At 60.3% G+C, this 22,980-nt stretch carries 18 protein-coding genes; 16 read left to right on the forward strand and 2 right to left on the reverse strand.

The features are described from left to right. Nucleotides 1-82: 82 nt before the first annotated feature. Nucleotides 83-2,203 carry a TonB-dependent copper receptor gene (locus IAI51_RS11180; RefSeq protein ID WP_187678539.1) on the forward strand — a complete coding sequence of 707 codons (2,121 nt, stop codon included), beginning with the start codon at nt 83-85 and terminating at the stop codon, nt 2,201-2,203. 124 nt (nt 2,204-2,327) lie between these two features. Next, entirely contained in the window at nt 2,328-3,701 is a 1,374-nt protein-coding gene (locus IAI51_RS11185) for a PepSY-associated TM helix domain-containing protein (RefSeq protein ID WP_187678540.1), read from the forward strand. Nucleotides 3,702-3,741: 40 nt separating this feature from the next. Here IAI51_RS11185 and IAI51_RS11190 read toward each other — a convergent pair whose 3' ends face one another. Next, nucleotides 3,742-4,074, reverse strand: coding sequence for a hypothetical protein (locus IAI51_RS11190; RefSeq protein ID WP_187678541.1), 333 nt, complete (start codon nt 4,072-4,074; stop codon nt 3,742-3,744). Between the two features lie 349 nt (nt 4,075-4,423). Between IAI51_RS11190 and IAI51_RS11195 the strand changes: the two genes are divergently transcribed. The 4 genes from IAI51_RS11195 to IAI51_RS11210 all read left to right on the forward strand — a co-directional run bounded on the left by IAI51_RS11195 (nt 4,424) and on the right by IAI51_RS11210 (nt 9,508). Further along, a complete protein-coding gene (locus IAI51_RS11195) occupies nt 4,424-6,547 on the forward strand; it encodes a TonB-dependent receptor (protein ID WP_187678542.1) in 2,124 nt (707 codons plus the stop codon). A gap of 221 nt (nt 6,548-6,768) precedes the next feature. Beyond that, entirely contained in the window at nt 6,769-7,557 is a 789-nt protein-coding gene (locus IAI51_RS11200; protein ID WP_187678543.1) for an ABC transporter ATP-binding protein, read from the forward strand. Beyond that, the gene (locus IAI51_RS11205) at nt 7,554-8,501 is read left to right on the forward strand and encodes an ABC transporter substrate-binding protein (protein ID WP_187678544.1); all 948 of its coding nucleotides are present in this window, start codon (nt 7,554-7,556) and stop codon (nt 8,499-8,501) included. Before IAI51_RS11200 ends, IAI51_RS11205 begins: the two co-directional genes overlap by 4 nt. Then, a complete protein-coding gene (locus tag IAI51_RS11210; protein ID WP_187678545.1) occupies nt 8,498-9,508 on the forward strand; it encodes a FecCD family ABC transporter permease in 1,011 nt (336 codons plus the stop codon). Before IAI51_RS11205 ends, IAI51_RS11210 begins: the two co-directional genes overlap by 4 nt. A gap of 68 nt (nt 9,509-9,576) precedes the next feature. On the opposite strand, the gene IAI51_RS11215 is transcribed toward IAI51_RS11210, so the two are convergent. Beyond that, nucleotides 9,577-14,271, reverse strand: coding sequence for a DUF4329 domain-containing protein (locus IAI51_RS11215; RefSeq protein WP_187678546.1), 4,695 nt, complete (start codon nt 14,269-14,271; stop codon nt 9,577-9,579). Between the two features lie 318 nt (nt 14,272-14,589). Here IAI51_RS11215 and urtA point away from each other — a divergent pair, with 318 nt between their 5' ends. From urtA to IAI51_RS11265, 10 genes are all read left to right on the forward strand, one after another. Then, nucleotides 14,590-15,855, forward strand: coding sequence for an urea ABC transporter substrate-binding protein (gene urtA, locus IAI51_RS11220; protein ID WP_110719602.1), 1,266 nt, complete (start codon nt 14,590-14,592; stop codon nt 15,853-15,855). A 220-nt stretch (nt 15,856-16,075) separates the two neighbouring features. Further along, nucleotides 16,076-17,578 (forward strand): urea ABC transporter permease subunit UrtB, encoded by a 1,503-nt coding sequence (gene urtB, locus IAI51_RS11225; protein ID WP_187678547.1) that lies wholly within the window; start codon nt 16,076-16,078, stop codon nt 17,576-17,578. Next, complete coding sequence (gene urtC, locus IAI51_RS11230; RefSeq protein ID WP_187678548.1) at nt 17,578-18,657, forward strand: urea ABC transporter permease subunit UrtC; 1,080 nt, start codon at nt 17,578-17,580, stop codon at nt 18,655-18,657. The genes urtB and urtC overlap by 1 nt, the downstream gene beginning before the upstream one ends. After that, the gene (gene urtD, locus IAI51_RS11235; protein WP_008078129.1) at nt 18,654-19,523 is read left to right on the forward strand and encodes an urea ABC transporter ATP-binding protein UrtD; all 870 of its coding nucleotides are present in this window, start codon (nt 18,654-18,656) and stop codon (nt 19,521-19,523) included. Before urtC ends, urtD begins: the two co-directional genes overlap by 4 nt. 117 nt (nt 19,524-19,640) lie before the next feature. Next, complete coding sequence (urtE, locus tag IAI51_RS11240; RefSeq protein WP_008031204.1) at nt 19,641-20,339, forward strand: urea ABC transporter ATP-binding subunit UrtE; 699 nt, start codon at nt 19,641-19,643, stop codon at nt 20,337-20,339. A 30-nt stretch (nt 20,340-20,369) separates the two neighbouring features. Further along, on the forward strand, nt 20,370-21,209 hold the full coding sequence (locus IAI51_RS11245) for an urease accessory protein UreD (protein WP_187678549.1): 840 nt from the start codon (nt 20,370-20,372) through the stop codon (nt 21,207-21,209). A 77-nt stretch (nt 21,210-21,286) separates the two neighbouring features. Further along, nucleotides 21,287-21,589 (forward strand): urease subunit gamma, encoded by a 303-nt coding sequence (gene ureA / locus IAI51_RS11250; protein WP_008085431.1) that lies wholly within the window; start codon nt 21,287-21,289, stop codon nt 21,587-21,589. A 9-nt stretch (nt 21,590-21,598) separates the two neighbouring features. Next, nucleotides 21,599-22,132 (forward strand): GNAT family N-acetyltransferase, encoded by a 534-nt coding sequence (locus tag IAI51_RS11255; protein WP_187678550.1) that lies wholly within the window; start codon nt 21,599-21,601, stop codon nt 22,130-22,132. A gap of 5 nt (nt 22,133-22,137) precedes the next feature. Continuing rightward, on the forward strand, nt 22,138-22,671 hold the full coding sequence (locus tag IAI51_RS11260; protein WP_187678551.1) for a GNAT family N-acetyltransferase: 534 nt from the start codon (nt 22,138-22,140) through the stop codon (nt 22,669-22,671). Next, a complete protein-coding gene (locus tag IAI51_RS11265; RefSeq protein ID WP_007915947.1) occupies nt 22,671-22,976 on the forward strand; it encodes an urease subunit beta in 306 nt (101 codons plus the stop codon). Before IAI51_RS11260 ends, IAI51_RS11265 begins: the two co-directional genes overlap by 1 nt. The last annotated feature ends 4 nt before the right edge of the window (nt 22,977-22,980 follow it).

Genomic DNA, 22,980 nt, shown 5'->3' on the forward strand with positions numbered 1-22,980 from the left:
ACCCACCGCTGATTACACACGGTTGAGAAGACAGCTTCAGGCTGCCGACCGTGTCGTTTACGACTGTTTGATGGAAATTGTCATGTCCAGGTTTTCTGCTGTTCCACGTCTGGGTTCTACCCGGGCGACCTTCGCTTTGAACGAATCGCGCATTCGTTTCAGGCACGCTATCGCCGTCCTTTGCGGCGTCCTGCTGTCCCCGCTGGTGCTGGCCGATGACCACGCCGCACACGCGGATGAACTGAGCCCGACGGTGATCACCGCCATCGCGCCGAGTTCGCCGCTGACCATCGTCACCAACCCCAAGGACCCGCGCCAACCGGTGCCAGCCAGTGATGGCGGCGATTATCTGAAGACCATTCCGGGGTTCGCGCTGGTGCGCAATGGCGGCACCAATGGCGATCCGGTGCTGCGCGGCATGTTCGGTTCGCGGCTGAATATCCTCACCAACGGCAGCATGATGCTCGGCGCCTGCCCCGGTCGAATGGACGCGCCGACTTCGTACATCTCGCCGGAAACCTACGACAAACTCACCGTAATCAAAGGCCCGCAAACCGTGCTTTATGGCCCCGGCGCATCGGCCGGCACGATTCTGTTCGACCGTGAGCCGGAGAATTTCGGTGAACTCGGCACGCGGGTGAACGCGAGCATTCTGGCCGCCTCCCACGGCCGCTTCGACAAAGTCGTCGACGCCGCAGCTGGCGGGCCATTGGGCTACGTGCGAGTGATCGGCAACACCGCGCACTCCGACGATTATCGCGACGGCAATAACGATATCGTCGCCTCGCGCTACGACAAGTGGAACGGCGACGTGGCGCTCGGCTGGACCCCGGACGCCGACACCCTGATCGAGTTGACCGCCGGCAAGGGCGACGGCGAAGCCCGCTACGCCGGACGCGGCATGGACGGCTCGCAGTTCCTGCGCGAAAGCCTCGGTCTGCGTTTCGAAAAGTCCAACATCACTGACGTGCTGGAGAAACTGGAGGCGCAGGTCTACTACAACTACGCCGACCACGTCATGGACAACTACACCCTGCGCACGCCGTCCGGCACCGGGATGATGGCCGGGCCCATGGCGTCGAACGTCGACCGCCGCACTCTCGGCGCGCGGATAAAAGCCACCTGGCGCTGGGCCGACATCCAGTTGATCACCGGCCTCGACGCGCAGACCAACGAGCATCGCCAGCGCAAAGCGATGGGCATCGACACCTACAAGAACGTGCCGCGCAACAAGGACGCCGATTTCCATAACTACGGCGTGTTCAGCGAGATGACTTGGTACGCCGCCGACCGTGATCGGCTCATCACCGGCGCCCGAATCGACCGCGCTTCAGCCAAGGATTACCGGCAGACCACCAGTTCGGGAATGATGTCCCGGCCGAACCCGACCGCCGACGACACTCGCGTTGACACATTGCCCAGCGGCTTCGTGCGTTATGAGCATGACCTGTCCGACAGCCCGACCACGCTCTACGCCGGCCTCGGTCACGCGCAACGCTTCCCGGATTACTGGGAGCTGTTTTCGCCCAAGTCGGGACCTGCCGGTTCGGTCAATGCATTCGATTCGATCAAACCGGAAAAGACCACTCAGCTCGACTTCGGCGTGAACTACAAGAGCGCCGACCTCGAAGCCTGGGCCTCGGGCTACATCGGCGTGGTGCGCGATTACATCCTGTTCGATTACACCCCCGCGATGATGGGCATGAGCACTTCGCGCGCCGAAAACATCGACGCGCGAATCATGGGCGGTGAACTCGGTGCCGCTTACAACCTCACCGACCACTGGAAAGCCGACGCAACCCTGGCCTACGCCTGGGGCAAGAACAGCAGCGACGGTAAAGCGCTGCCGCAGATGCCGCCGCTGGATGCACGTTTCGGCCTGACCTACAGCGAAGACAACTGGAGTGCCGGCGCACTGTGGAGGGTGGTGGCCAGGCAAAACCGTATCGATCAGAACAAGGGCAACGTGGTCGGCAAGGATTACGACAAGAGTTCGGGCTTTGGCGTGTTCTCGCTCAACGGTGCCTACCGGATCAACAAGCACTGGAAGGTCAGCAGCGGCGTCGACAACCTGTTCGGCAAAGCTTACGCCGAACACCTGAACCTGGCGGGCAACGCCGGTTTCGGCTACCCGGCCAATGACCCGCAAGCCATCAATGAACCGGGGCGCACGCTCTGGACCAAAGTGGACATGAGTTTCTAACAAGAAAAGTCAAAAGATCGCAGGCTGCGCCAGCTCCTACTTAGGAGCGCGTTCAACCTGTAGGAGCTGCCGGAGGCTGCGATCTTTTGATCTAAAAAACGATTCGCCAAGCGGAGCAAACGTGATGCAAAAGCCCAAACCGAATTTCTACAACCTGGCCTGGCGTTGGCATTTTTATGCCGGATTGTTCGTCGCGCCCTTCATGGTGATGCTGTCGCTGACCGGCATCATCTATCTGTTCAAACCGCAGCTCGATTCGCTGATGTACAGCAGCCTGCTCAACGTCCCAGTCGGGCATCACACGGTGCCGGCCGATGACCTGCTGCAACGGGTGAAAAGTGCTTATCCACAAGGCCAGATCACTCAGTACCTGCCGCCGGTAAATGCCGAACGCAGCGCGCAATTTGTCGTGAAGAACGCCGGCGACGAACTCAACGTGTTCATTGATCCGTACCACGGCGACGTCCTCGGCGAGCAGGATGCCAAGCAGAATCTGCAAGCTATCGCCCGAGCGATTCACGGCGAATTGATGATCGGCACGGTCGGTGACCGGCTGATCGAAATGGCCGCTGGCTGGGGCGTGGTGCTGGTGGTGTCGGGGCTTTTCCTCTGGTGGCCGCGCGGCCAGGCGGCGGGGATTCTGTGGCCGCGTCTGAACAGTCGCGGGCGCGTGTTGTGGCGCGATCTGCACGCCGTCACCGGGTTCTGGGGGGCGACACTGTTGCTGGTGATGCTGCTCAGCGGCATGACCTGGACCGGCTTCTGGGGCAAGCAATACGCCCAGGTGTGGAACGTGTTCCCGGCGGCGATGTGGGACAACGTGCCGACCTCCGACGTCGAGGCCCGCAGCCTCAACAGCGCCACTCGCCAGACCGTGCCTTGGGCGATGGAAAACACGCCGATGCCGATGTCCGGCGACCATGCCGAACACATGGCCCATGGCAGCGCAAATGCAGGCCCAGCCTCGCCAACCATCAGCCTGCAAGACGTGCAGAACATCGCCACTGAACGCAAGGTCGAACCGGGCTACAGCATCACCCTGCCGACCACCGCCACCGGCGTTTTCACCATCGCCGTGTTCGCCGATGACCCGCGCAACGACGCGACCCTGCACGTCGATCAATACACCGGCAAAGTCCTCGCCGATGTGCGCTTCGAGCAGTACGGCACAGTGGCCCGCGCCACGGAAATCGGCGTGATGCTCCATGAAGGCAAGATGTTCGGCACCTTCAACCAGATCGTCGTGCTGCTGATCTGCCTGATGATCCTGCTCAGCGCCGTCAGCGGCGTAGTGATCTGGTGGAAGCGCCGACCACAGGGCAAATTCGGTGTGCCGCCGCTGCGTCATGATTTGCCGAAGTGGAAAACCGGGGTGGTGATCATGCTCGCGCTGGCGGTGATCTTTCCGCTGGTGGGGGCTTCGCTGGTGGTGGTCTGGTTGCTGGACAAGCTCTTCCTGGCTCGACTCAGTCAGCAGGCTGCGGATTTGACGCATTGATCGAACGTGCGCGGGTGATTTACATCACCCGCGCCTTCATCTATTGGCAATCTCCCACCTTCAAGTGTCCATTGCAGTTGTTGAGAATGGGCACTTGGGTAACGTCAACCGTGACGTCATCTTGAGGAGCGTAAACCCCGTTCTTTTGTTTACACATGACTTTGATGTCGCAATTACGAGCAACTGACTTGGATTCCGCCGCTTCAGGGATAATCTTCGAACCAGTACTTATTGACTTACATGACTCACGTGCCGGTGCATCTATCCACGCCTGTTGGCAAGTCGGAAAGGTGTAGCCAGCCATCGCACTTAATGGAAAAACAAACAACGAACAAATTACGGCAACGCCGATTCCAGGGCCTATCGTGTTCATGGCACAACTCCTTCGTTTGTGAGCAAAGCCTAACTTTGCAGAGACAGCCTATCGTTGAACACCCGGTCTCGGACACTGTTATAAATGACGGTTTTTTAGACTGTCTGGTAATTTGGATGACTCGATAATGAGATTATCTGCATGAACAAAATATTCGCGCTCGCACTCCCCCATCGATTGCGCTCAAGTTGATCATGAGTAATGCGAGATGCGCATTTCAGGCTGGTCTATAGAATGCCGGGACTTATAAGCCGGCAAACTTTAGTGTTACTGCATAACTCTAATTCGCCATTCTGCCCGCGGCCAAAAGCGGCGGGCATTCTTTTGAAGAAGTGATTCACCACCCCCGATGAACAAGTACCTCTTGTCCAGCCTCTGCCTGTTCGTGATGAACAGCGCCCAGGCCGATAGCCAAGCTCTGACGCTGCCCACCGGCACCATCACCGCGCAGGCGCAGGACTACGAAACCGTCAGCCTCACCACCCCGACCACTGCCGGTTCACGCCTGAACCTCACTGCGATGGAAACCCCAGCCAGTGTCGAAAGCCTCATCGGCGAGCAAGTCCGCGCCCGGGGTGATCGCAGCGTGCAGGACGCGGTGTCGCGCAGCACAGGCATCAGCCGCACCGGTACGCCGGGCGATGGCGGCACCTCGTTGCAGGCCCGGGGTTTTACCGGGCAGAGTTCAGTGATGCAGTTGTATGACGGCAATCGCCTGTACAGCGGCATGGGCACAGTGACCTTTCCGGTCGACACCTGGTCGGTACAGCGCGTCGATGTGCTGCGCGGCCCGGCCTCGGTGCTGTACGGCGAAGGCGCGACCGGCGCGGTGGTCAACGTGATCCCGAAGAAGCCGTTCGAAGGTGAAATCGAAAACCACGCGCGCGTCGGCTATGGCTCCTACGACACTCAGCAACAGGCCTTCGACAGCGGCGGTTCGCTGAGCGATACCCTGAGCTATCGCCTCAATCTCAATCGTCTGCGCAGCAACGGCTGGATCGATCGCGGCGATTCGTCCAGTGACTTCATCAGCGCTGCCCTGCAATGGCAGGCCACTGATGATCTGGCGTTTACCCTCGCCCACGACTACGGCGACCAGCGCCCGCAGAATTACTTCGGCACGCCGCTGATCAACGGCCACTTCAAGGAAAGCCTGCGCAACAAAAACTACAACGTGCGTGACGACAAGCAGCACTACAACGATCAATGGACGCGCCTGACCAGCGACTGGCAGATCAACGATGCCGTCAGCGCCAGCAACGAGCTCTACTACCTCAAGGCCCAGCGCCGCTGGCAGAACGCCGAGAACTTCAACTTCGACGCGGGCAGTCAGCAACTGAGTCGCAGCGGTTACTTCGGCATCGGCCACAAGCAGGAACAGGTTGGTGATCGTCAGACGTTCACCTTCAAGCACTCGCTGTTCGGCCTCGACAGCCAGACCGTCACCGGCGTCGATAAAAACCGCATCCGCTTCCAGCTCGACAGCAACTCGCCGTTCAACGATGTGCTGCCGAACGGTCAGCCATTGGATCTGCATCACCCACAAAGCGGGTATTTCGAGAGTGCCGATCCGTACAGCGATCAGTTCGACAGCACCACCAGACAGATGTCGGCGTTCGCCGAAAACCGCACGCAGTTGAGCGAGCGCTGGTCGTTGGTGACCGGCGTGCGTCGCGATTATGTGCATGTCGATCGTAACGACTTGACCGATGGCAGCCAGAGCGACCAGACCCTGACCGGCAACAACTGGAAGGCCGGTCTGGTGTTTGCGCTGACGCCCGAGACGTCGTTCTACGGCCAAGTGGCAACCAGCACTGATGGCATCGGCGGCTTGATCTCTCTGAGCCCGAGCCAGCAGCAATACGATCTATCGACCGCCCGCCAGACGGAAATCGGCCTGAAGCATTTGTTCTGGGATCAGCGTGGCGAGTTCACGCTGGCGGCGTATCGCATCGTCAAAAAGAAACTGCTGACTGACGATCCGGGCAACCCGACGCTCAAGCAGCAGGTCGGTCAGCAATCGTCCAACGGACTTGAAGCCAGCCTTGATCTGCAACTGCCGAACGCCTGGCAACTGCAGGCCAACGCCGCAATTGTGAAGGCCAGGTACGACGACTTCTCGGAAGTAGTCAACGGGCAAACCCTGTCGTATAACGGCAACCGCCCGGTGGACGTGCCGCGACGCACCGCCAATCTGTGGCTGAACAAAGCGCTTAGCGATGACCTGAGGGCCGGTGCGGGCGTGCGCTATGTCGATGCACGTTACGCCGATATGGCCAACCGTAACGAGTTGCCGAGTTACACCGTGGTGGATGCGACAATGTCGTGGCAGGCCTTGCGTAACACGACCTTGGGTTTGCAGGTGAACAATCTGTTTGACCGCCGGTATGCGCAAAGCCAATACAATGGCGGGCAGCAGTGGATCCTTGGCGAGCCGAGGTCGTTTTTTGTCACCGCTGATTACACCTTTTGATCGAAGAATGCTGCCCCTCACCCTAGCCCTCTCCCGGAGGGAGAGGGGACTGACCGTGTTGTCTAGGCAAGTGGCACCGACCTGAAAGACCGAGTCGAGCTCAGGCTTGAAAAGCATGAAGATCGGCTCCCTTTCCCCCTCTCCCCCCTGGGGGAGAGGGCTGGGGTGGGGGGGATGGATCTACCGAAAAAACATGAAATCGAGAACACACCGAACGCCCTATGACGTCACTCACCCTCACTGATCTCGCCTGGACACCCTTGGGCCACGGCCACTGCCATCACCAGTTCCAGCTGCGTGACGCCTCCTTGCAGGTGGCCGCCGGTGAGTTCGTCGGGCTGATCGGCCCCAACGGCAGCGGCAAGACCAGCCTGTTGCGTTGCGCCTACCGCTTCAGCCAACCGGAACACGGCGAGGTCAAACTCGACCACCACAACGTGTGGAAACAATCCTCACGCTGGTGCGCGCAACGCATCGCGGTGGTCTTGCAGGAGTTCCCCGACGCTTTCGGCCTGACCGTCGAAGAAGTCGTCGCAATGGGCCGCACGCCGCACAAAGGTCTGTTCGACGGCGAAACCCTTGAGGATCGAAACCTCGCGACCCAGGCGCTCAAATCCGTCGGTCTCGAAGGCTTCGAAGACCACGCCTTCGCCACGCTGTCAGGCGGAGAAAAGCAGCGGGTGATTCTCGCCCGTGCCCTGACCCAGCAACCACAACTGCTGATCCTCGACGAGCCGACCAACCACCTCGACCCGCGTTATCAGTTGGAACTGCTGCAACTGGTCAAACGCTTGCAGATCGGCACCCTCGCCAGCATCCACGACCTGAACCTGGCCGCCGCGTTCTGCGACCGACTGTACGTGATCAACCACGGCCGCATCGTCGCCAGCGGCACACCGCAAGAAGTCCTCACCACTGAATTGCTGCGCGACGTTTTCGGCGTCGAGGCGTTGATCGACTCCCACCCTCTTCACGGCTACCCGCGAATCACCTGGATAACCCGACCATGACTGTGCGTTCCCTGCTTTGCGTCGCTCTTTTGCTGTGCAGTGCCCAAGCGTTGGCCGAGGCCACGAAGTACCCACTGACCGTTCAAAGCTGCAACCGCGAAGTGACCTTTAAAGAAGCGCCAAAACACGCGGTCAGCCATGACATCAACATGACCCAGATGATGCTCGCCCTCGGCCTCAAATCGCGGATGGCCGGTTACAGCGGCGTCAGTGGCTGGAAATCGGTGACGCCTGAGATGCAGTCGCTGCTCAATGGCCTGCCGGAGTTGGCAGCGAAGTACCCGTCGGTGGAAACCCTGCTCAACGCCAACGTCGATTTCTTCTTCGCCGGGTGGGATTACGGCATGCGCGTGGGCGGCGATCTCACGCCGCAAACCCTGCAACCGCTGGGCATCAACGTCTATGAGCTGACCGAGTCCTGCGCGTTCGTGATGAAGCGCCCCGCCGCAACGCTTGAGGACACCTATAACGACCTGCGTAACCTCGGCAAAATCTTCGACGTGCAGGATCGCGCCAATGTGCTGATCGCCCAGATGCAGGCGCAAGTCGCGCAAGTGCGCAAAGACCTGCCGGCAGAAAAACCACGCGTGTTCCTGTACGACAGTGGCGAAGACCGCGCCATGACCTCCGGCCGCCTCGGCATGCCGCAAGCGCTGATCGATGCGGCGGGTGGGCGCAACATTCTCGAGAACGTCGAAGCGAGCTGGACGCGGGTCAACTGGGAGACCGTGGTCGAACACAATCCGCAGGTCATCGTGATCGTCGACTACAGCGAAATCACCGCCGAGCAGAAGATTGAATTCCTGCTGAAGAACAAAGCCCTGCAATCGATCGACGCGATCAAGAATCAGCGTTTCATCGTCATCCCGTACGTGCAGGCCACGCCGGGGATCGACAACGTGCTGGCCGTTGAAACCCTGGCCAAAGGTTTCCACGGCGAATGATCAACCGTCGCTACGCCCTGTTGCTGATTGCCCTCGGCGCCGTGTTGCTGGTGTCGTGCGTGGTGTCGCTCGGCTTCGGCCCCGCGCGGGTGCCGGTCGATGTGGTGTGGCGGATTTTGCTGCACAAGGCATTTGGTTTCGGCGAAGTGAACTGGAGCGCCGGACAAGAGCACATCGTCTGGCTGATCCGCGTGCCGCGCATGTTGCTCGGTGCGCTGGTCGGCGCCGGCCTCGCGCTGATCGGCTCGGTGCTGCAAGCCGTGACGCGTAATCCTCTGGCGGATCCGCATCTGCTCGGCGTCACTTCAGGGGCGACGCTGGGTGCGGTGATTGTGGTGCTGCATGTCGGTGAAATCATCGGCCTGTTGACCTTGCCGATCGCGGCGTTTATCGGCGCGTTGCTGAGCATGCTGGTGGTTCTGGCGATAGCCAGTCGGCATGGCCGGCTCGACAGCGATCGCTTGCTGCTGTGCGGTGTGGCGGTGTCGTTCGTGATGATGGCGATCGCCAATTTGCTGCTGTTCATGGGCGACCACCGCGCCAGTTCAGCGGTGATGTTCTGGATGCTCGGCGGACTTGGGCTGGCGCGTTGGGAGTTGCTCGCGGTGCCGGCGGCCAGCGTGTTGCTCGGGTTGATCTTGCTGTTGGGCATGGCGCGTCCGTTGAACGCGTTGATGGCCGGCGAACAGACCGCCGTCACCCTCGGCCTGAATGCCCGGTCGGTGCGTCTGCGGGTGTTCGTCATCGCTTCGTTGATGACCGGGGTGCTGGTGTCGATCAGCGGCTCCATCGGTTTTGTCGGGCTGATGGTGCCGCACATTGCGCGGCGTCTGGTCGGCGCCGAACACCGGCGCTTGCTGCCGGTGTGCGTGCTGATCGGCAGTGTGTTTCTGATCTGGGTCGACGTTGCCGCCCGCACAATGATCGCCCCCGAAGACCTGCCCATCGGCGTCGCCACCGCGGCCATCGGTGGCCTGTTCTTCATCGGCCTGATGCGCCGCCGCTGACCGTGCACGCCTCACGAATGCGCATGGGTCCTGACGACACACTCAGCACTTGAGCGACAGATCGAAAATCACAGTTCGTCCCTGGACCGCACGATGCCTGCACCCGCTGGCTGCTGGCGGCGGCTTCGCCAACGGCTCCCCATGCGTCCGGTCTGCTTCCAGTAATACCCGGCCACCACGACCCTGAATTCGCCCATTTCCATGAGTTTTGAAATGAATTCACCTGGGCTCAACTTACTCACCCATCGCCCCCCTTCGAATACAACCGGTTGGGTCAATAGCAGACTCCGCTCGGCATCGGAATAGACAGGGGTGTATTTGAGCAGTACGCCATGGGCGGTTGAGTAGTAGTAATCACGGATCGCAAAACCTTTGTCCTTCAGTCGGTGGGTATGGGCATGAACCTGATCTGGCGATGTGAAATTTGCATGCACCTCGTCAACATCCGGACCCAGCGTTGTATTGCCCGACAAGTGAAACTGGTGACTGGCTATCACGGTATAACCATCAGGGTAGCGCGCAGCCGGATAGCGCCAGTTGGTCGAGGGATCGTTCGTGGCGCGGAATATCCGTACGAGTGGATTGTCCTCATAAGCGGAGTAAGCAATCGGCTCGAGCGGAACAAACCGGTTGGCCGCGAACCGGGTGAGGATCGCGCCCTCGTAACCATTGCCGCTGACCGGGTCGTTACCTGCGCGGCTGCCGGCATGGCGAGCGGCATCGTCGATATGATGGAAAACCGGCCCCAGCGCCGGGGCATGATTGGCGCGCCATTGCTCGTCGCTGGAGGCGTCGGCCATGCGTGGCTGCCAGTCATCGCCGACTACGCCATGGCGTGACCAGTACAGACTGGTCTCGATGACTTCGAGCGTACCGGCGCGTGCCATGCGCAAAACATAATCAGTGAAATTAAACACGCCCCTGGCAATATCGCGCTCATCTTCCGCGGCCTGTTCCGCCGACGCGAACGAGTTGGGGCGCAGTTCGATTTGCCCGAACTTGTCGTAGAACGTTCCGGGTTCAAACGAATGAAGCGCCAGTTTTAAAAGCGCTCCGTCGACACACGAGATGTAGACCGGTTTGTAGCCATGGGAGGTGGCGGCCCGCACACGGGCCTGCTGCACGTCGCTGGGCGAAATAAACACTTGCCGGACGTCACCATCACGCCCCCCCAGTGGAGGCAGTGCTGCGCGAATACACAGCGAGTCCAGCGTATAACCGCTTGGCAACCGCCCTTGCTCGAATACCCGATCCAGCGCCAGCGAAGAGCGTTGTACCTCGACCGCAAGATTGGCGATGAACGAGTCCGCCCCGGAGCGCAGGATAAAGCAGAACGTCTGGTTGTCCCGGCTGACCCGAGTTTCATGAGCGTAGCGGGCGGCAGCGTCGGCCTGGATGAACACGGGACTGCAGAGCGGTGCACTCAATGCTTTGTGGTAATCCGTCGCAGGTAGCAGATCCGTGGAAAACGGTACCCAACGGGTGACCGGGCGAGGCAGCCCCCATAATTGACTGCCGACGATGACCCGCAGATTGCCGGCCTTGGCCAGCGAGTCGATCCAGGCACTGGGTTTCAATTCGCCGCTGCGGATGAACTGCTTGATTTTTTTCCCGTCGAGGTCGGCAGGTAACCCTTTGTAGTCTGTCAGCACATTGGCCAGATCGGCGCGGATGCGATCGAGAAATCCGGACTGGTAGCAAACCAGAGAACCGTCAGGATTCAACATGTACTCATCGAGCGCGCTCATCGAGCCGCTGGTGAATGCCGTGTACAGCGTGTCTACCGAAAGCATGTTCAGGTAGGTCTGTTTCTCGACGGACGACAATATGACCGATACCCCTCTGCCGATTCGGGACCGATAGCGCGCCATGATCAGGCAGCCGATGGGGAATAATCCCGTGGTCTCTTTTTTATCCGGATAGATATCAGCGACGTCGAAATCCTCGCGGGACACCTCGATCGGCGTGGTGGCCACATACAGTCCATCGGAGCGTTTCAGAATCAAACCGCCATGGGGTTTGACCGCCGTACCGGGGATCAGCGAACGTGCGTGGGCCGCCGCATCGTCAGGGCTTCGAAACACCGGGCCGAGCATTCGGCGCTCAAGATTCATCCGGGGTTTCCAGGCTGCATCGACCTTGCCCGCACGATCCCAACACAAGGTCGTGCGCAGAACGCTGAGTTCGCCGCTGTTGGCAACAACCCGGACGAACCCCTCGGGCAGCATCGTGCCCCGAGCGAGCTTCCTGTTTATGGCATCCAGGGTCAGATCGGGATCATCGTCTTTGAACAGGCGGGAGGTGTCGCTGCGTTCGTACTTCAGCAAGGCGCCGTCCTGTGTCGACATATACAACGGGATGCCCCGAATCGAATCCACCACCGGACGGCGATTCGTATAGTAAGTCGCAATAGCGATATCTTCTGGCGGGATGAAGTATTGCGCCAGCCAGGCCGCGGTCGCGCTCAACGGATGTTTCACACGCTGGCGCGAGTAAAAGAAACCATGGCGGTCGAAGCCATCCGGGAACTGGTACCAGGGCGGTGTATTTTTCGGGGCGAACATGCTTTGCAGTTGGAAGACATTGTTTTTGTGCTCGCCGACGGGAAACAGCTCCGTGGCGACATACTCTTCACGATCCATGTGTTTGAGTATGAAGCCGAACCAGGCCCGTTCGGTGTCGTGCAAGCGCGTGTCGCGGGCATATCGATACGCCACGGCGTCCTCCGCCGAAGCACCCACGGCGCCGAAAGCGACATGCTCGGGGCGTTTCCATGCCCAGGGCACGGCGGGTGAGTGCCAGCCAGGCGTCAGTTGCCCTCGCGGCCCCCATAGCTCACTGTTGAGCAGTACGGTCAACCGTCCGGCCGTGATCTGCTCCCGAATGAACGCCTCGGGCAACACGGCTCCGCTGTCGAGCGCTTGCGCCAGCGTACCCGGATGTTTTTCCGTGCCCAGACGTCTGGCCACATCTCTGGCGATCAGGGTCTGGTAAGGCTCGAACCGCACAAGTCCATTCTGGGCGGCGGAGACGTACAGCGGGATCTCGTCCAGAAAAATCTGACGCATTTCCTCAACACTGACCATTTGCAGGCTCAGAGCGGCATCCTGACGTGTCCACTTGCGCGACAGCACATCCACGGGTTCGAGTTGCGACAGTGCTTCGTGGGACACATAGCGAGCGTGTACGACATGATTGTCCGGAAGAATCGAGCGCCCTTGGTTATCGACCGGATAAAGCGTGCCCTGGCCGAGCCCGGCAATGCCTCCTTCAACCGGCTCGGTAACCACAAAGCGCTTATCGTCGCGCTGGAAAACATAACCTGCATACTGACGCTCACGCCGCTGACCGACCTGCTCATGAGCATATCGAACGGCGTCATCGGCTGTTAAAAACGCAGCGCTGAGCACCGGCCAGGCAAAGTTAGCAAACGGCGTCCAATCGACGCCCACCCTACCCAGTCGAGCCCACAGCGCGCTGCCGCGCAACACATCCAGGCGCCCGATCAGAACCAGCATCGAGACGAACTCGCGGGGCCGCAAAGAGCCGTCACGGATTCGTGCTTGCAGGCCCGGGTCGTCGACCGTTCCGTCAGCATTGCGAATGCTTAGCGCCGCTTCGATCCGCGTACCGCTAAAGGTGTACTTCAACATCGAGGCATCTTTGGCCTGCAAGTACAGCGACAGCGGCTGGCCCGCGGCAGCCAGGCGTTCGGCCTTGGCCAGGCTCGCGATGTCGAGGGCCATCTCCTGTGGCGTGAAGAAGTTCTCGTAGAGCCACTGTTGAGTGGGCGGAAACAGCGCCGGATCCGGACGGGAAGCGCAGTAAAAACCCTCCAGCGTGTAGCCTCTTGGCAACTGCAACTGCCCGTTGCTGCCGGCAGCAAACCACTTTTCCGGATCCCACGCATCGAGCCCGAACGGCCGCGCCAGCGTCGCCAGATACTCCTTGCCTGTCAGGCTTTTGAGCAGCAGTCCCGAAGTCTGCGCGCCCTTATACTTAAGTGCGGCAACAACGGCGCGTTCGGCGCTATAGCACACGCGAGTCATGAGCGGCATTTCGCTCAACACACCTCGGGAAAACGACTGCCTGGCTTGCCAGTCCGCCGGTACACGACCGACGGAATAGCCCCAGTCTGCGTTGGAGACAATGACCTTCAGCTCACCCACCGAAGCAACTTTATTGATGACGCTCATGACGTCATAGGTACCTACCGGATTGCCGGGCGGCGAACCCGCCTTGCGCCAGAGGTAGTAACTGAACTCTTCCTGAGAGCCGCTGGGCGAGTATTTGAGCAAGGTTCTGTCAGGGCCGGAGAGGTAAGCACTGCGAAAGAAGTGCCGTGCGCCCACATCCGCCACAAAGTCGAGACCGGAGAAAAAATTGATGAACAGCCGCACGTGCAATTCATCCCAAGTCGGATTGGCCTGCCGGATGTGATCGTAGAGAGCGGCATGGCAGTGCACGTTTGCCACGCATCGGTAGCCTTGGGGATGGACGTAATTTCCGTTGGCGTCGACTTCGATAATGGTGCCGAAATCGAAGCGAGTCACCTGCCCCGGAATCGGTTTAGTGGCCACAAATTTGCCATCCGGGCGAAGCAGAATCACACTGCCATATTCTTTGTCCGGCTTATCTGGAATGCGGCTGTGAACCCAGTGGGCGGCATCCTCTTCCGTCAGAAAGGCGAGGCTCAATTGCTGCAGCCTCGGTTGGCCGGGAGGCCTGGCGGCGCGGCCGTTCCGGCCTGACACATCACTCATGATAAAAATCCTGTGGTAGGAATCGGGATATCGAGTGAATAAGTGTGGGCCGTGGCAATCGCACATCCGGCGTACATGTTTATCGTTTATGTATCCATTCCTGTATCCCATTCATTGCGCCGACAGCACCATTTGCGCGCAACGCTCTGCACTCACCAGGCAGTCCTGCCTGTTTTTAGTGCAACGCCTGTCCAGGCTCCCGTCTGTTTGCCCTCAAGACCACGTCATTGCCCGCTTGGGCACAGCCCTTGCAAAACACCCTTCAGTCGTCCGCATCTGCCAACCATAAAAAACTTTAACGTTCATGGAGATCGCACAATGAAGCGTCGCAGTTTGATCAAGGCTTTCACACTCACGGCATCCATTGCCGCGATGGGCATGACCTGGACCGTCCAGGCCGCCGAGACCATCAAGGTCGGGATTCTGCATTCGTTGTCCGGCACCATGGCGATCTCCGAAACATCGCTCAAAGACATGGCGCTGATGACCATCGACGAGATCAACGCCAAGGGCGGCGTCAACGGCAAGATGCTTGAACCTGTGGTGGTCGACCCGGCGTCGAACTGGCCGCTGTTCGCCGAAAAGGGCCGGCAGTTGCTGACCCAGGACAAGGTAGCGGTGGTGTTCGGTTGCTGGACTTCGGTGTCGCGCAAATCGGTGCTGCCGGTTTTCGAAGAACTCAACGGTCTGCTGTTCTACCCGGTGCAATACGAAGGTGAAGAGATGTCGCCGAACGTGTTCTACACCGGCGCCGCGCCGAACCAGCAAGCGATCCCGGCGGTTGAATACCTGATGAGCGAAGAAGGCGGCAGCGCCAAGCGCTACTTCCTGCTCGGCACCGACTACGTCTACCCGCGCACCACCAACAAGATCCTGCGTTCGTTCCTGCACTCCAAAGGCGTGGCCGACAAGGACATCGAAGAGGTCTACACCCCGTTCGGTCACAGCGACTATCAAACCATCGTTGCAAACATCAAAAAGTTCTCGGCTGGCGGCAAGACTGCCGTTATCTCCACGGTCAACGGCGACTCCAACGTGCCGTTCTATAAAGAGCTGGCCAACCAGGGTTTGAAGGCGACTGACGTACCGGTCGTGGCGTTCTCGGTCGGCGAAGAAGAACTGCGCGGCATCGACACCAAACCGCTAGTGGGCAACCTCGCGGCGTGGAACTACTTCGAGTCGGTGGAGAACCCGCAGAACAAGAAATTCGTCGCTGACTGGAAAGCCTACGCGAAGAAACACAATCTGCCGGGCGCCGACAAAGCGGTGACCAACGACCCGATGGAAGCCACTTACGTCGGCATCCACATGTGGGCGCAAGCAGCTGAGAAAGCCAAGTCCACCGACGTCGACAAAGTCCGCGAAGCGCTGGCCGGCCAGACCTTCGCCGCACCGTCTGGCTACACCCTGACCATGGACAAGACCAATCACCACCTGCACAAACCGGTAATGATCGGCGAGATTCAGGCCGATGGTCAGTTCAACGTGGTCTGGCAGACCGAAGGGCCGATCCGTGCGCAGCCTTGGAGCCCGTTCATTCAGGGCAACGACAAGAAGCCGGATTATGCGGTGAAGAGCAACTAAGGCGAATTCAAATATTGAGGCGGGCTTGAGATCTACCCCCTCACCCCAGCCCTCTCCCCCCAAGGGGGCGAGGGGGAAAGGGAGCCGATCTTTGTGCTTTTCAAAGCGTGAGTTCGACTCGAATTTGCAAGTTGCAGCACATCGCCCAGTCACCTCGGTCAGTCCCCTCTCCCTCCGGGAGAGGGTTAGGGTGAGGGGGCGGTTGAACAGGACACCACTAATGCCCACTGCCATATACCGCTTGTTTCTGGCCATCGCACTGCTATTGCCGATGGCTGCCTTTGCCGGTGACGCCGAAGACTTTGTCGCGGCCAATCCCGTGCAGCAGGCCAAACTGCTCGAAGCCTGGGCCGCGCAGCCCGACCCGGCCCGTATCGAACTGATCAACGCCCTGCAACAAGGCGAACTGACCGTCGACGGCCAACCAAAAACCCTGCGCCTGAACAACCGCCTGCGGGGTCTGATCGACACCGCCATGGCCAGCCACCAATTGCTCGCCGCCGACGCCAAAATCCGTCTGACTGCCGCGCAGCAATTGCAGAAAAGCGCGAAACCCGCGCAGCTGAAATTCCTCGACCAGCAACTCGCTGGCGAAAAAGATGAAAGTGTCCACGCCGCTCTGAGCCTGGCGTTAGCCAATCTGCAATTGGTCGATACCGATCCGGCGGTGCGTCTGGCCGCCGTGCGTCTGCTCGGTGAAACCGGCGACCCACTGGCCCGCACCCGCCTCGAAGGCTTGCTCGAACCCGGCGTCGAAGCCGATGCTGGCGTGCGCACGGCCGCCGAAACCAGCCTCGCCCAGGTCAAACGCAAACTGCTGATCGGCGAAATACTCGGTCAGGCATTCAGCGGTATGTCGCTCGGTTCGATCCTGCTGCTGGCGGCCCTCGGGCTGGCGATCACTTTCGGCTTGCTCGGCGTGATCAACATGGCCCACGGCGAGATGCTGATGCTCGGTGCCTACTCGACGTATGTGGTGCAGCTGATGTTCCAGCGTTACGCCCCGCAGGCCATCGAGTTCTATCCGCTGATCGCGCTGCCGGTGGCGTTTTTCGTCACCGCCGCCATCGGCATGGCGCTGGAGCGCACGGTGATTCGCCACCTCTACGGGCGACCATTGGAAACATTGCTCGCGACGTGGGGCATCAGCCTGATGCTGATTCAGCTGGTGCGCCTGCTGTTCGGTGCGCAAAACGTCGAAGTGGCGAACCCGGAGTGGCTGTCCGGCGGCATTCAAGTGCTGCCGAATCTGGTGCTGCCGTACAACCGCATCGTCATCATCGCCTTCGCGCTGTTTGTGGTTGTCCTCACCTGGCTGCTGCTGAACAAGACTCGCCTGGGCCTCAACGTCCGCGCGGTCACCCAGAACCGCAACATGGCCGCTTGCTGCGGTGTGCCGACCGGGCGTGTCGATATGCTCGCCTTCGGACTTGGCTCGGGCATCGCCGGCCTCGGTGGTGTAGCGCTGAGCCAGATTGGCAACGTCGGCCCGGACCTGGGTCAGAGCTACATCATCGACTCGTTCCTGGTGGTGGTGCTCGGGGGTGTCGGCCAGTTGGCCGGCAGCGTGCTCGCGGCGTTCGGCCTCGGTATCGCCAACAAGATCCTTGAACCGCAGATCGGTGCGGTGCTCGGCAAGATCCTGATCCTCGCGCTGATCATTCTGTTTATCCAGAAACGTCCGCAAGGCCTCTTCGCACTGAAAGGACGGGTGATCGACTGATGAACCAGCCTCTGTTAGTCACGGCCACGCAAAAGGCCGGCCCGAAAGTCACGATTGCCATCGGCGCGGTGATTCTCGCGTTACTGATCGCATTGCCGTTGCTTTCGCTGTTGTCGCCGGACAGCGCGCTGCACGTCTCGGCTTATACCCTGACGCTGGTCGGCAAAATCCTCTGCTACGCCATCGTCGCGCTGGCGCTGGATCTGGTCTGGGGTTACGCCGGTCTGTTGTCCCTCGGCCATGGCTTGTTCTTCGCCCTCGGCGGTTATGCGATGGGCATGTACCTGATGCGTCAGGCCGCCGGTGATGGCTTGCCGGCGTTCATGACCTTCCTGTCGTGGACAGAATTGCCGTGGTACTGGACCGGCACCAGCAGCTTTGTCTGGGCCATGTGCCTGGTGGTGTTGGCGCCGGGTTTGCTGGCGCTGGTGTTCGGTTTCTTCGCCTTCCGTTCGCGGATCAAGGGCGTGTATTTCTCGATCATGACCCAGGCTCTGACCTTCGCCGGCATGCTCCTGTTTTTCCGCAACGAAACCGGGTTCGGCGGCAATAACGGTTTTACCAATTTCCGCACGATTCTGGGCTTCGGCATCACTGAACCGGGCACTCGCGCGGTGCTGTTTCTGGCGACCGTACTGCTGCTGGTGGCGAGTCTGTTTATCGGCTGGCGTCTGGCGCAGAGCAAGTTCGGCCGGGTGCTGACTGCACTGCGCGATGCGGAAAATCGCCTGATGTTCTGCGGGTACGATCCGCGTGGTTTCAAGCTGTTCGTCTGGGTATTGAGCGCGGTGCTGTGTGGTTTGGCCGGTGCGCTGTATGTGCCGCAAGTGGGGATCATCAACCCGAGCGAAATGTCGCCGACCAACTCGATCGAAGCGGCAGTGTGGGTCGCCCTTGGCGGTCGTGGCACGCTGATCGGGCCTTTGCTCGGCGCCGGTGTGGTCAACGGCATGAAGAGCTGGTTCACCGTGGCGTTCCCCGAATACTGGCTGTTCTTCCTCGGCGCGCTGTTCATCGTCGTGACCCTGTACCTGCCCAAAGGCGTGATCGGTCTGCTGAAGAAACGAGGTGAATCATGAGAGTCACGGCAAGCGCTGAATTCATGCTGGAGCCAGCCTTCTTCCCCGTCGAGCCGAACAAGGACGCCGGCACCAGCCGCGATTCCATCGGCCTCGGCCAACGCGTCGGCCCGGGCCTCGATACCCGCCACGGCACGATCCTCACGCTTGAAGACATCAGCGTCAGCTTCGACGGCTTCCGCGCGTTGAACAATCTGAACCTGTACATCGGTGTCGGCGAATTGCGCTGCATCATCGGCCCCAACGGCGCAGGCAAGACCACGCTGATGGACGTGATCACCGGCAAGACGCGCCCCAGCCACGGCAAGGCATGGTTCGGCGAAACCCTCGACCTGACACAGATGAGCGAAGTGCAGATTGCCCAGGCAGGCATCGGCCGCAAGTTCCAGAAACCGACGGTGTTTGAAGCACTGAGCGTGTTTGAAAACCTCGAACTGGCGCAGAAGACCGACAAGTCGGTGTGGGCCAGTTTGCGGGCACGGTTGAGTGGTGAGCAGAAAGATCGCATCAGCGAAGTGCTGGAGACCATTCGCCTGACCACCTCGGTCAATCGCCCGGCGGGCCTGTTGTCCCACGGCCAAAAGCAGTTCCTGGAAATCGGCATGTTGCTGATGCAAGACCCGCAACTGCTGCTGCTCGACGAACCGGTGGCGGGCATGACCGATGCCGAAACCGAGTTCACCGCCGAGTTGTTCAAGTCGCTGGCAGGCAAGCATTCGCTGATGGTGGTGGAACACGACATGGGCTTTGTCGGCTCGATTGCCGACCATGTGACGGTGTTGCACCAGGGCAGCGTGCTGGCCGAAGGGTCGCTTGAGCAGGTGCAGGAAAACGAGCGGGTGATCGAGGTTTACCTCGGCCGCTGACTTTCCCCTGTAGGAGCTGCCGGAGGCTGCGATCTTTTGATCTTGCTCTTCCACAACAAGATCAAAAGATCGCAGCCTTCGGCAGCTCCTACATTGGGACTTGAGGAGAATTTGAGAATGCTGCAAGTCGACAAGCTGCACCAGTATTACGGCGGTAGCCACATCCTGCGCGGCCTCACGTTTGACGTGAAGGTCGGCGAAGTCACCTGCCTGCTCGGCCGTAACGGCGTGGGCAAGACCACCCTGCTCAAATGCCTGATGGGCCTGTTGCCGGCCAAGGAAGGCGCAGTGAATTGGGAAGGCAAACCGATCACCACGTTCAAGCCACACCAGCGGGTACACGCCGGTATCGCTTATGTGCCACAGGGCCGGGAGATTTTCGGGCGGCTGACCGTGGAAGAAAATCTGCTGATGGGCCTGTCGCGTTTTCCCGGCTCCGAGGCCAAGGAAGTCCCTGCGTTCATCTACGAACTGTTCCCGGTGCTGTTGCAAATGAAGCAGCGGCGCGGCGGTGACTTGTCCGGTGGCCAGCAACAACAGCTTGCGATTGGTCGCGCACTGGCCAGCCGTCCGCGCTTGCTGATCCTCGACGAACCCACCGAAGGCATTCAACCGTCGGTGATCAAGGAGATCGGCGCGGTGATCAAGAAACTGGCGGCTCGCGGCGACATGGCGATTCTGCTGGTCGAGCAGTTCTACGATTTCGCCGCCGAACTGGCCGATCAATACCTGGTGATGTCCCGGGGCGAGATCGTCCAGCAGGGTCGCGGAGAAAATATGGAGGCCGAGGGTGTGCGTGGGCTGGTAACCATCTAACCTGTAGCTTCCTAACGATAATTAGAAAATATGAACTCGACTGTCTCACCTGCCCTGTTTACCCCGAGCTGGCACGCCGAGCTGGAGCTGGCCTACGCCTGTTTCGGCGACTGCACGCGCCCGGTCATGCGCCGCCACCTCGGCCCGCTGCGGGTGCAAAAGCATCTGTACGCCGAGGGCCCTGAGGTCTGTCAGCACATCATCGTCCATCCACCGGGCGGGATTGCCGGCGGTGATCGGCTCGATATCAGCGCCCGTGTCGAACAAGACGCCTGGGCACAGATCACCAGCCCCGGCGCAGCCAAGTGGTATCGCGCGGCGGGGCCCGCTTTTCAGAAGCTCGACTTGAAGGTGGCTGCCGGGGCGACACTGGAGTGGCTGCCGCAAGAGACCATCGTCTACAGCGCCGCTCAGGCTGAACTGACCACCTCGATCGATCTTGAGGGTGATGCGCGGCTGTTCTACTGGGATGTGGTTGCGCTGGGTCGACCGGCCAGTGGCGAGCGTTTCGACCTCGGGCACTTTCAGAGCCACCTGGATATTCGTCGCGATGGTCGATTGCTCTGGCATGAACGCCAGCGCATTGTCGGCGGTGACGGTTTGCTCGATTCGCCGATCGGGCTGGATGGGCAACCGGTGTTTGCGACGCTGTTGGTCACTGGCGAAATTGATGCCGAACTGCTTGAGCGCTGCCGCTCGCTGGGGCATGAAGTGCGCGGGGATCTGACGCAGCTGCCGGGGCTTTTGATTGCCAGGTGTCTGGCCAGTGAGGCGTTGTTGGCGCGGGGCTGGTTGATTGATTTGTGGCGATTGCTCAGACCCGCCCTGCTAGGACGCGAAGCCCAGCCCCCACGAATCTGGAACACCTGAAATGCATTCCCCTGTAGGAGCTGCCGAAGGCAGCGTACGTCTCAATCATTTCTAACTGCCGATATTGGATTCCAACAATGGACCTGACCCCACGCGAAAAAGACAAGCTGCTGATCTTCACCGCCGGCCTCGTCGCCGAGCGCCGACTGGCTCGCGGCGTGAAGCTCAACTACCCGGAAGCCATGGCCTACATCTCCGCCGCGCTGCTCGAAGGCGCCCGTGACGGCCGGACCGTGGCCGAGCTGATGCACTTCGGCACCACCCTGCTTTCCCGCGAACAAGTGATGGAAGGCATCCCGGAAATGATCCCGGAGATCCAGGTCGAAGCGACGTTTCCCGACGGCACCAAACTGGTGACCGTCCACCAACCGATCGTCTGAGGCCGCGCCATGACTTACAGCATTCGCGATGCGCTGCACGCCGACCTGCCGGCGATCCGCGACATCTACAACGACGCCGTGCTCAACACCACGGCGATCTGGAACGAATCCGCCGTGGACCTCGGCAACCGTCAGGCGTGGTTCAGCGCCCGTCAGTCGCAGGCCTATCCGATTCTGGTGATCTGCGACATCGACAACACAGTGCTCGGCTACGCTTCGTTCGGTGACTGGCGGCCCTTCGACGGCTTCCGCCACACCGTCGAGCATTCGGTTTACGTACGCAGCGACCAACGCGGCAACGGTCTTGGCCCGCAACTGATGACGGCGCTGATCGAGCGGGCAAAAAACTGCGGCAAGCACGTGATGGTGGCCGCCATCGAAAGCGGCAACGCCGCCTCTATTCGTCTGCATGAACGTGCCGGTTTCATCATCACCGGACAGATGCCGCAAGTCGGCACCAAGTTCGGCCGCTGGCTCGATCTGACCTTCATGCAACTGACCCTCAACCCTGGCGCGGAGCCGCCCGAAGCCAACAAGGAGTGACACCGATGAACGCCGCCCAACTGCGCCGCGTCAACGCTGAAAGTTTTGCGCACTATCGTCAGGGCCTGATCGATCTGTTGCTCGATGCGGTGGGCTATGGCGCGAGTGTCGGCTTCATGGCCGACCTCGACGCCGCCCAGGCCCGCGCCTACTTCGATGATGTGCAGGACCACGTCAACAAGGGCAGCGTATTGCTCTGGGTGGTGGTCAAGGACGAGCAGGTGCTAGCCAGCGTGCAACTGGGGCTGTGCCAGAAGGCCAACGGTCTCAATCGCGCTGAAGTGCAGAAACTGCTGGTGCGTGAACACGCCCGTCGTCGCGGACTCGGCCAGCAATTGATGCATGCGCTGGAACTGGAAGCGCCCAAGCACAAGCGCGGCATGCTGTTCCTCGATACCGAGGCCGGCTCCCCCGCTGAAGACTTCTACAAAGCCTTGGGTTACACCCGCGCCGGCGAAATCCCCGACTACGCCTGCGATCCGAACGGCACGTATCGACCGACCGCCCTCTACTACAAGATTCTGCAAGGAGCCCAGTGATGATTCCCGGTGAATACCAGATCCAGCCCGGCGACATCGAACTCAACGTCGGCCGCCGCACCGTCAGCCTGAAAGTCGCCAACAGCGGCGACCGGCCGATCCAGGTGGGTTCGCACTATCACTTTTTTGAAACCAACGACGCGCTGACCTTTGATCGCGCGGCCAGCCGTGGCATGCGTCTGAATATTCCGGCCGGCACGGCGGTACGCTTCGAGCCGGGGCAAAGTCGCGAGGTTGAGCTGGTGGATTACGCCGGGCATCGACGGGTGTTCGGTTTTGCCGGGCGGGTCATGGGTGATCTCTGAATTG

Source organism: Pseudomonas sp. N40(2020), assembly GCF_014472415.1.
GTDB lineage: Bacteria > Pseudomonadota > Gammaproteobacteria > Pseudomonadales > Pseudomonadaceae > Aquipseudomonas.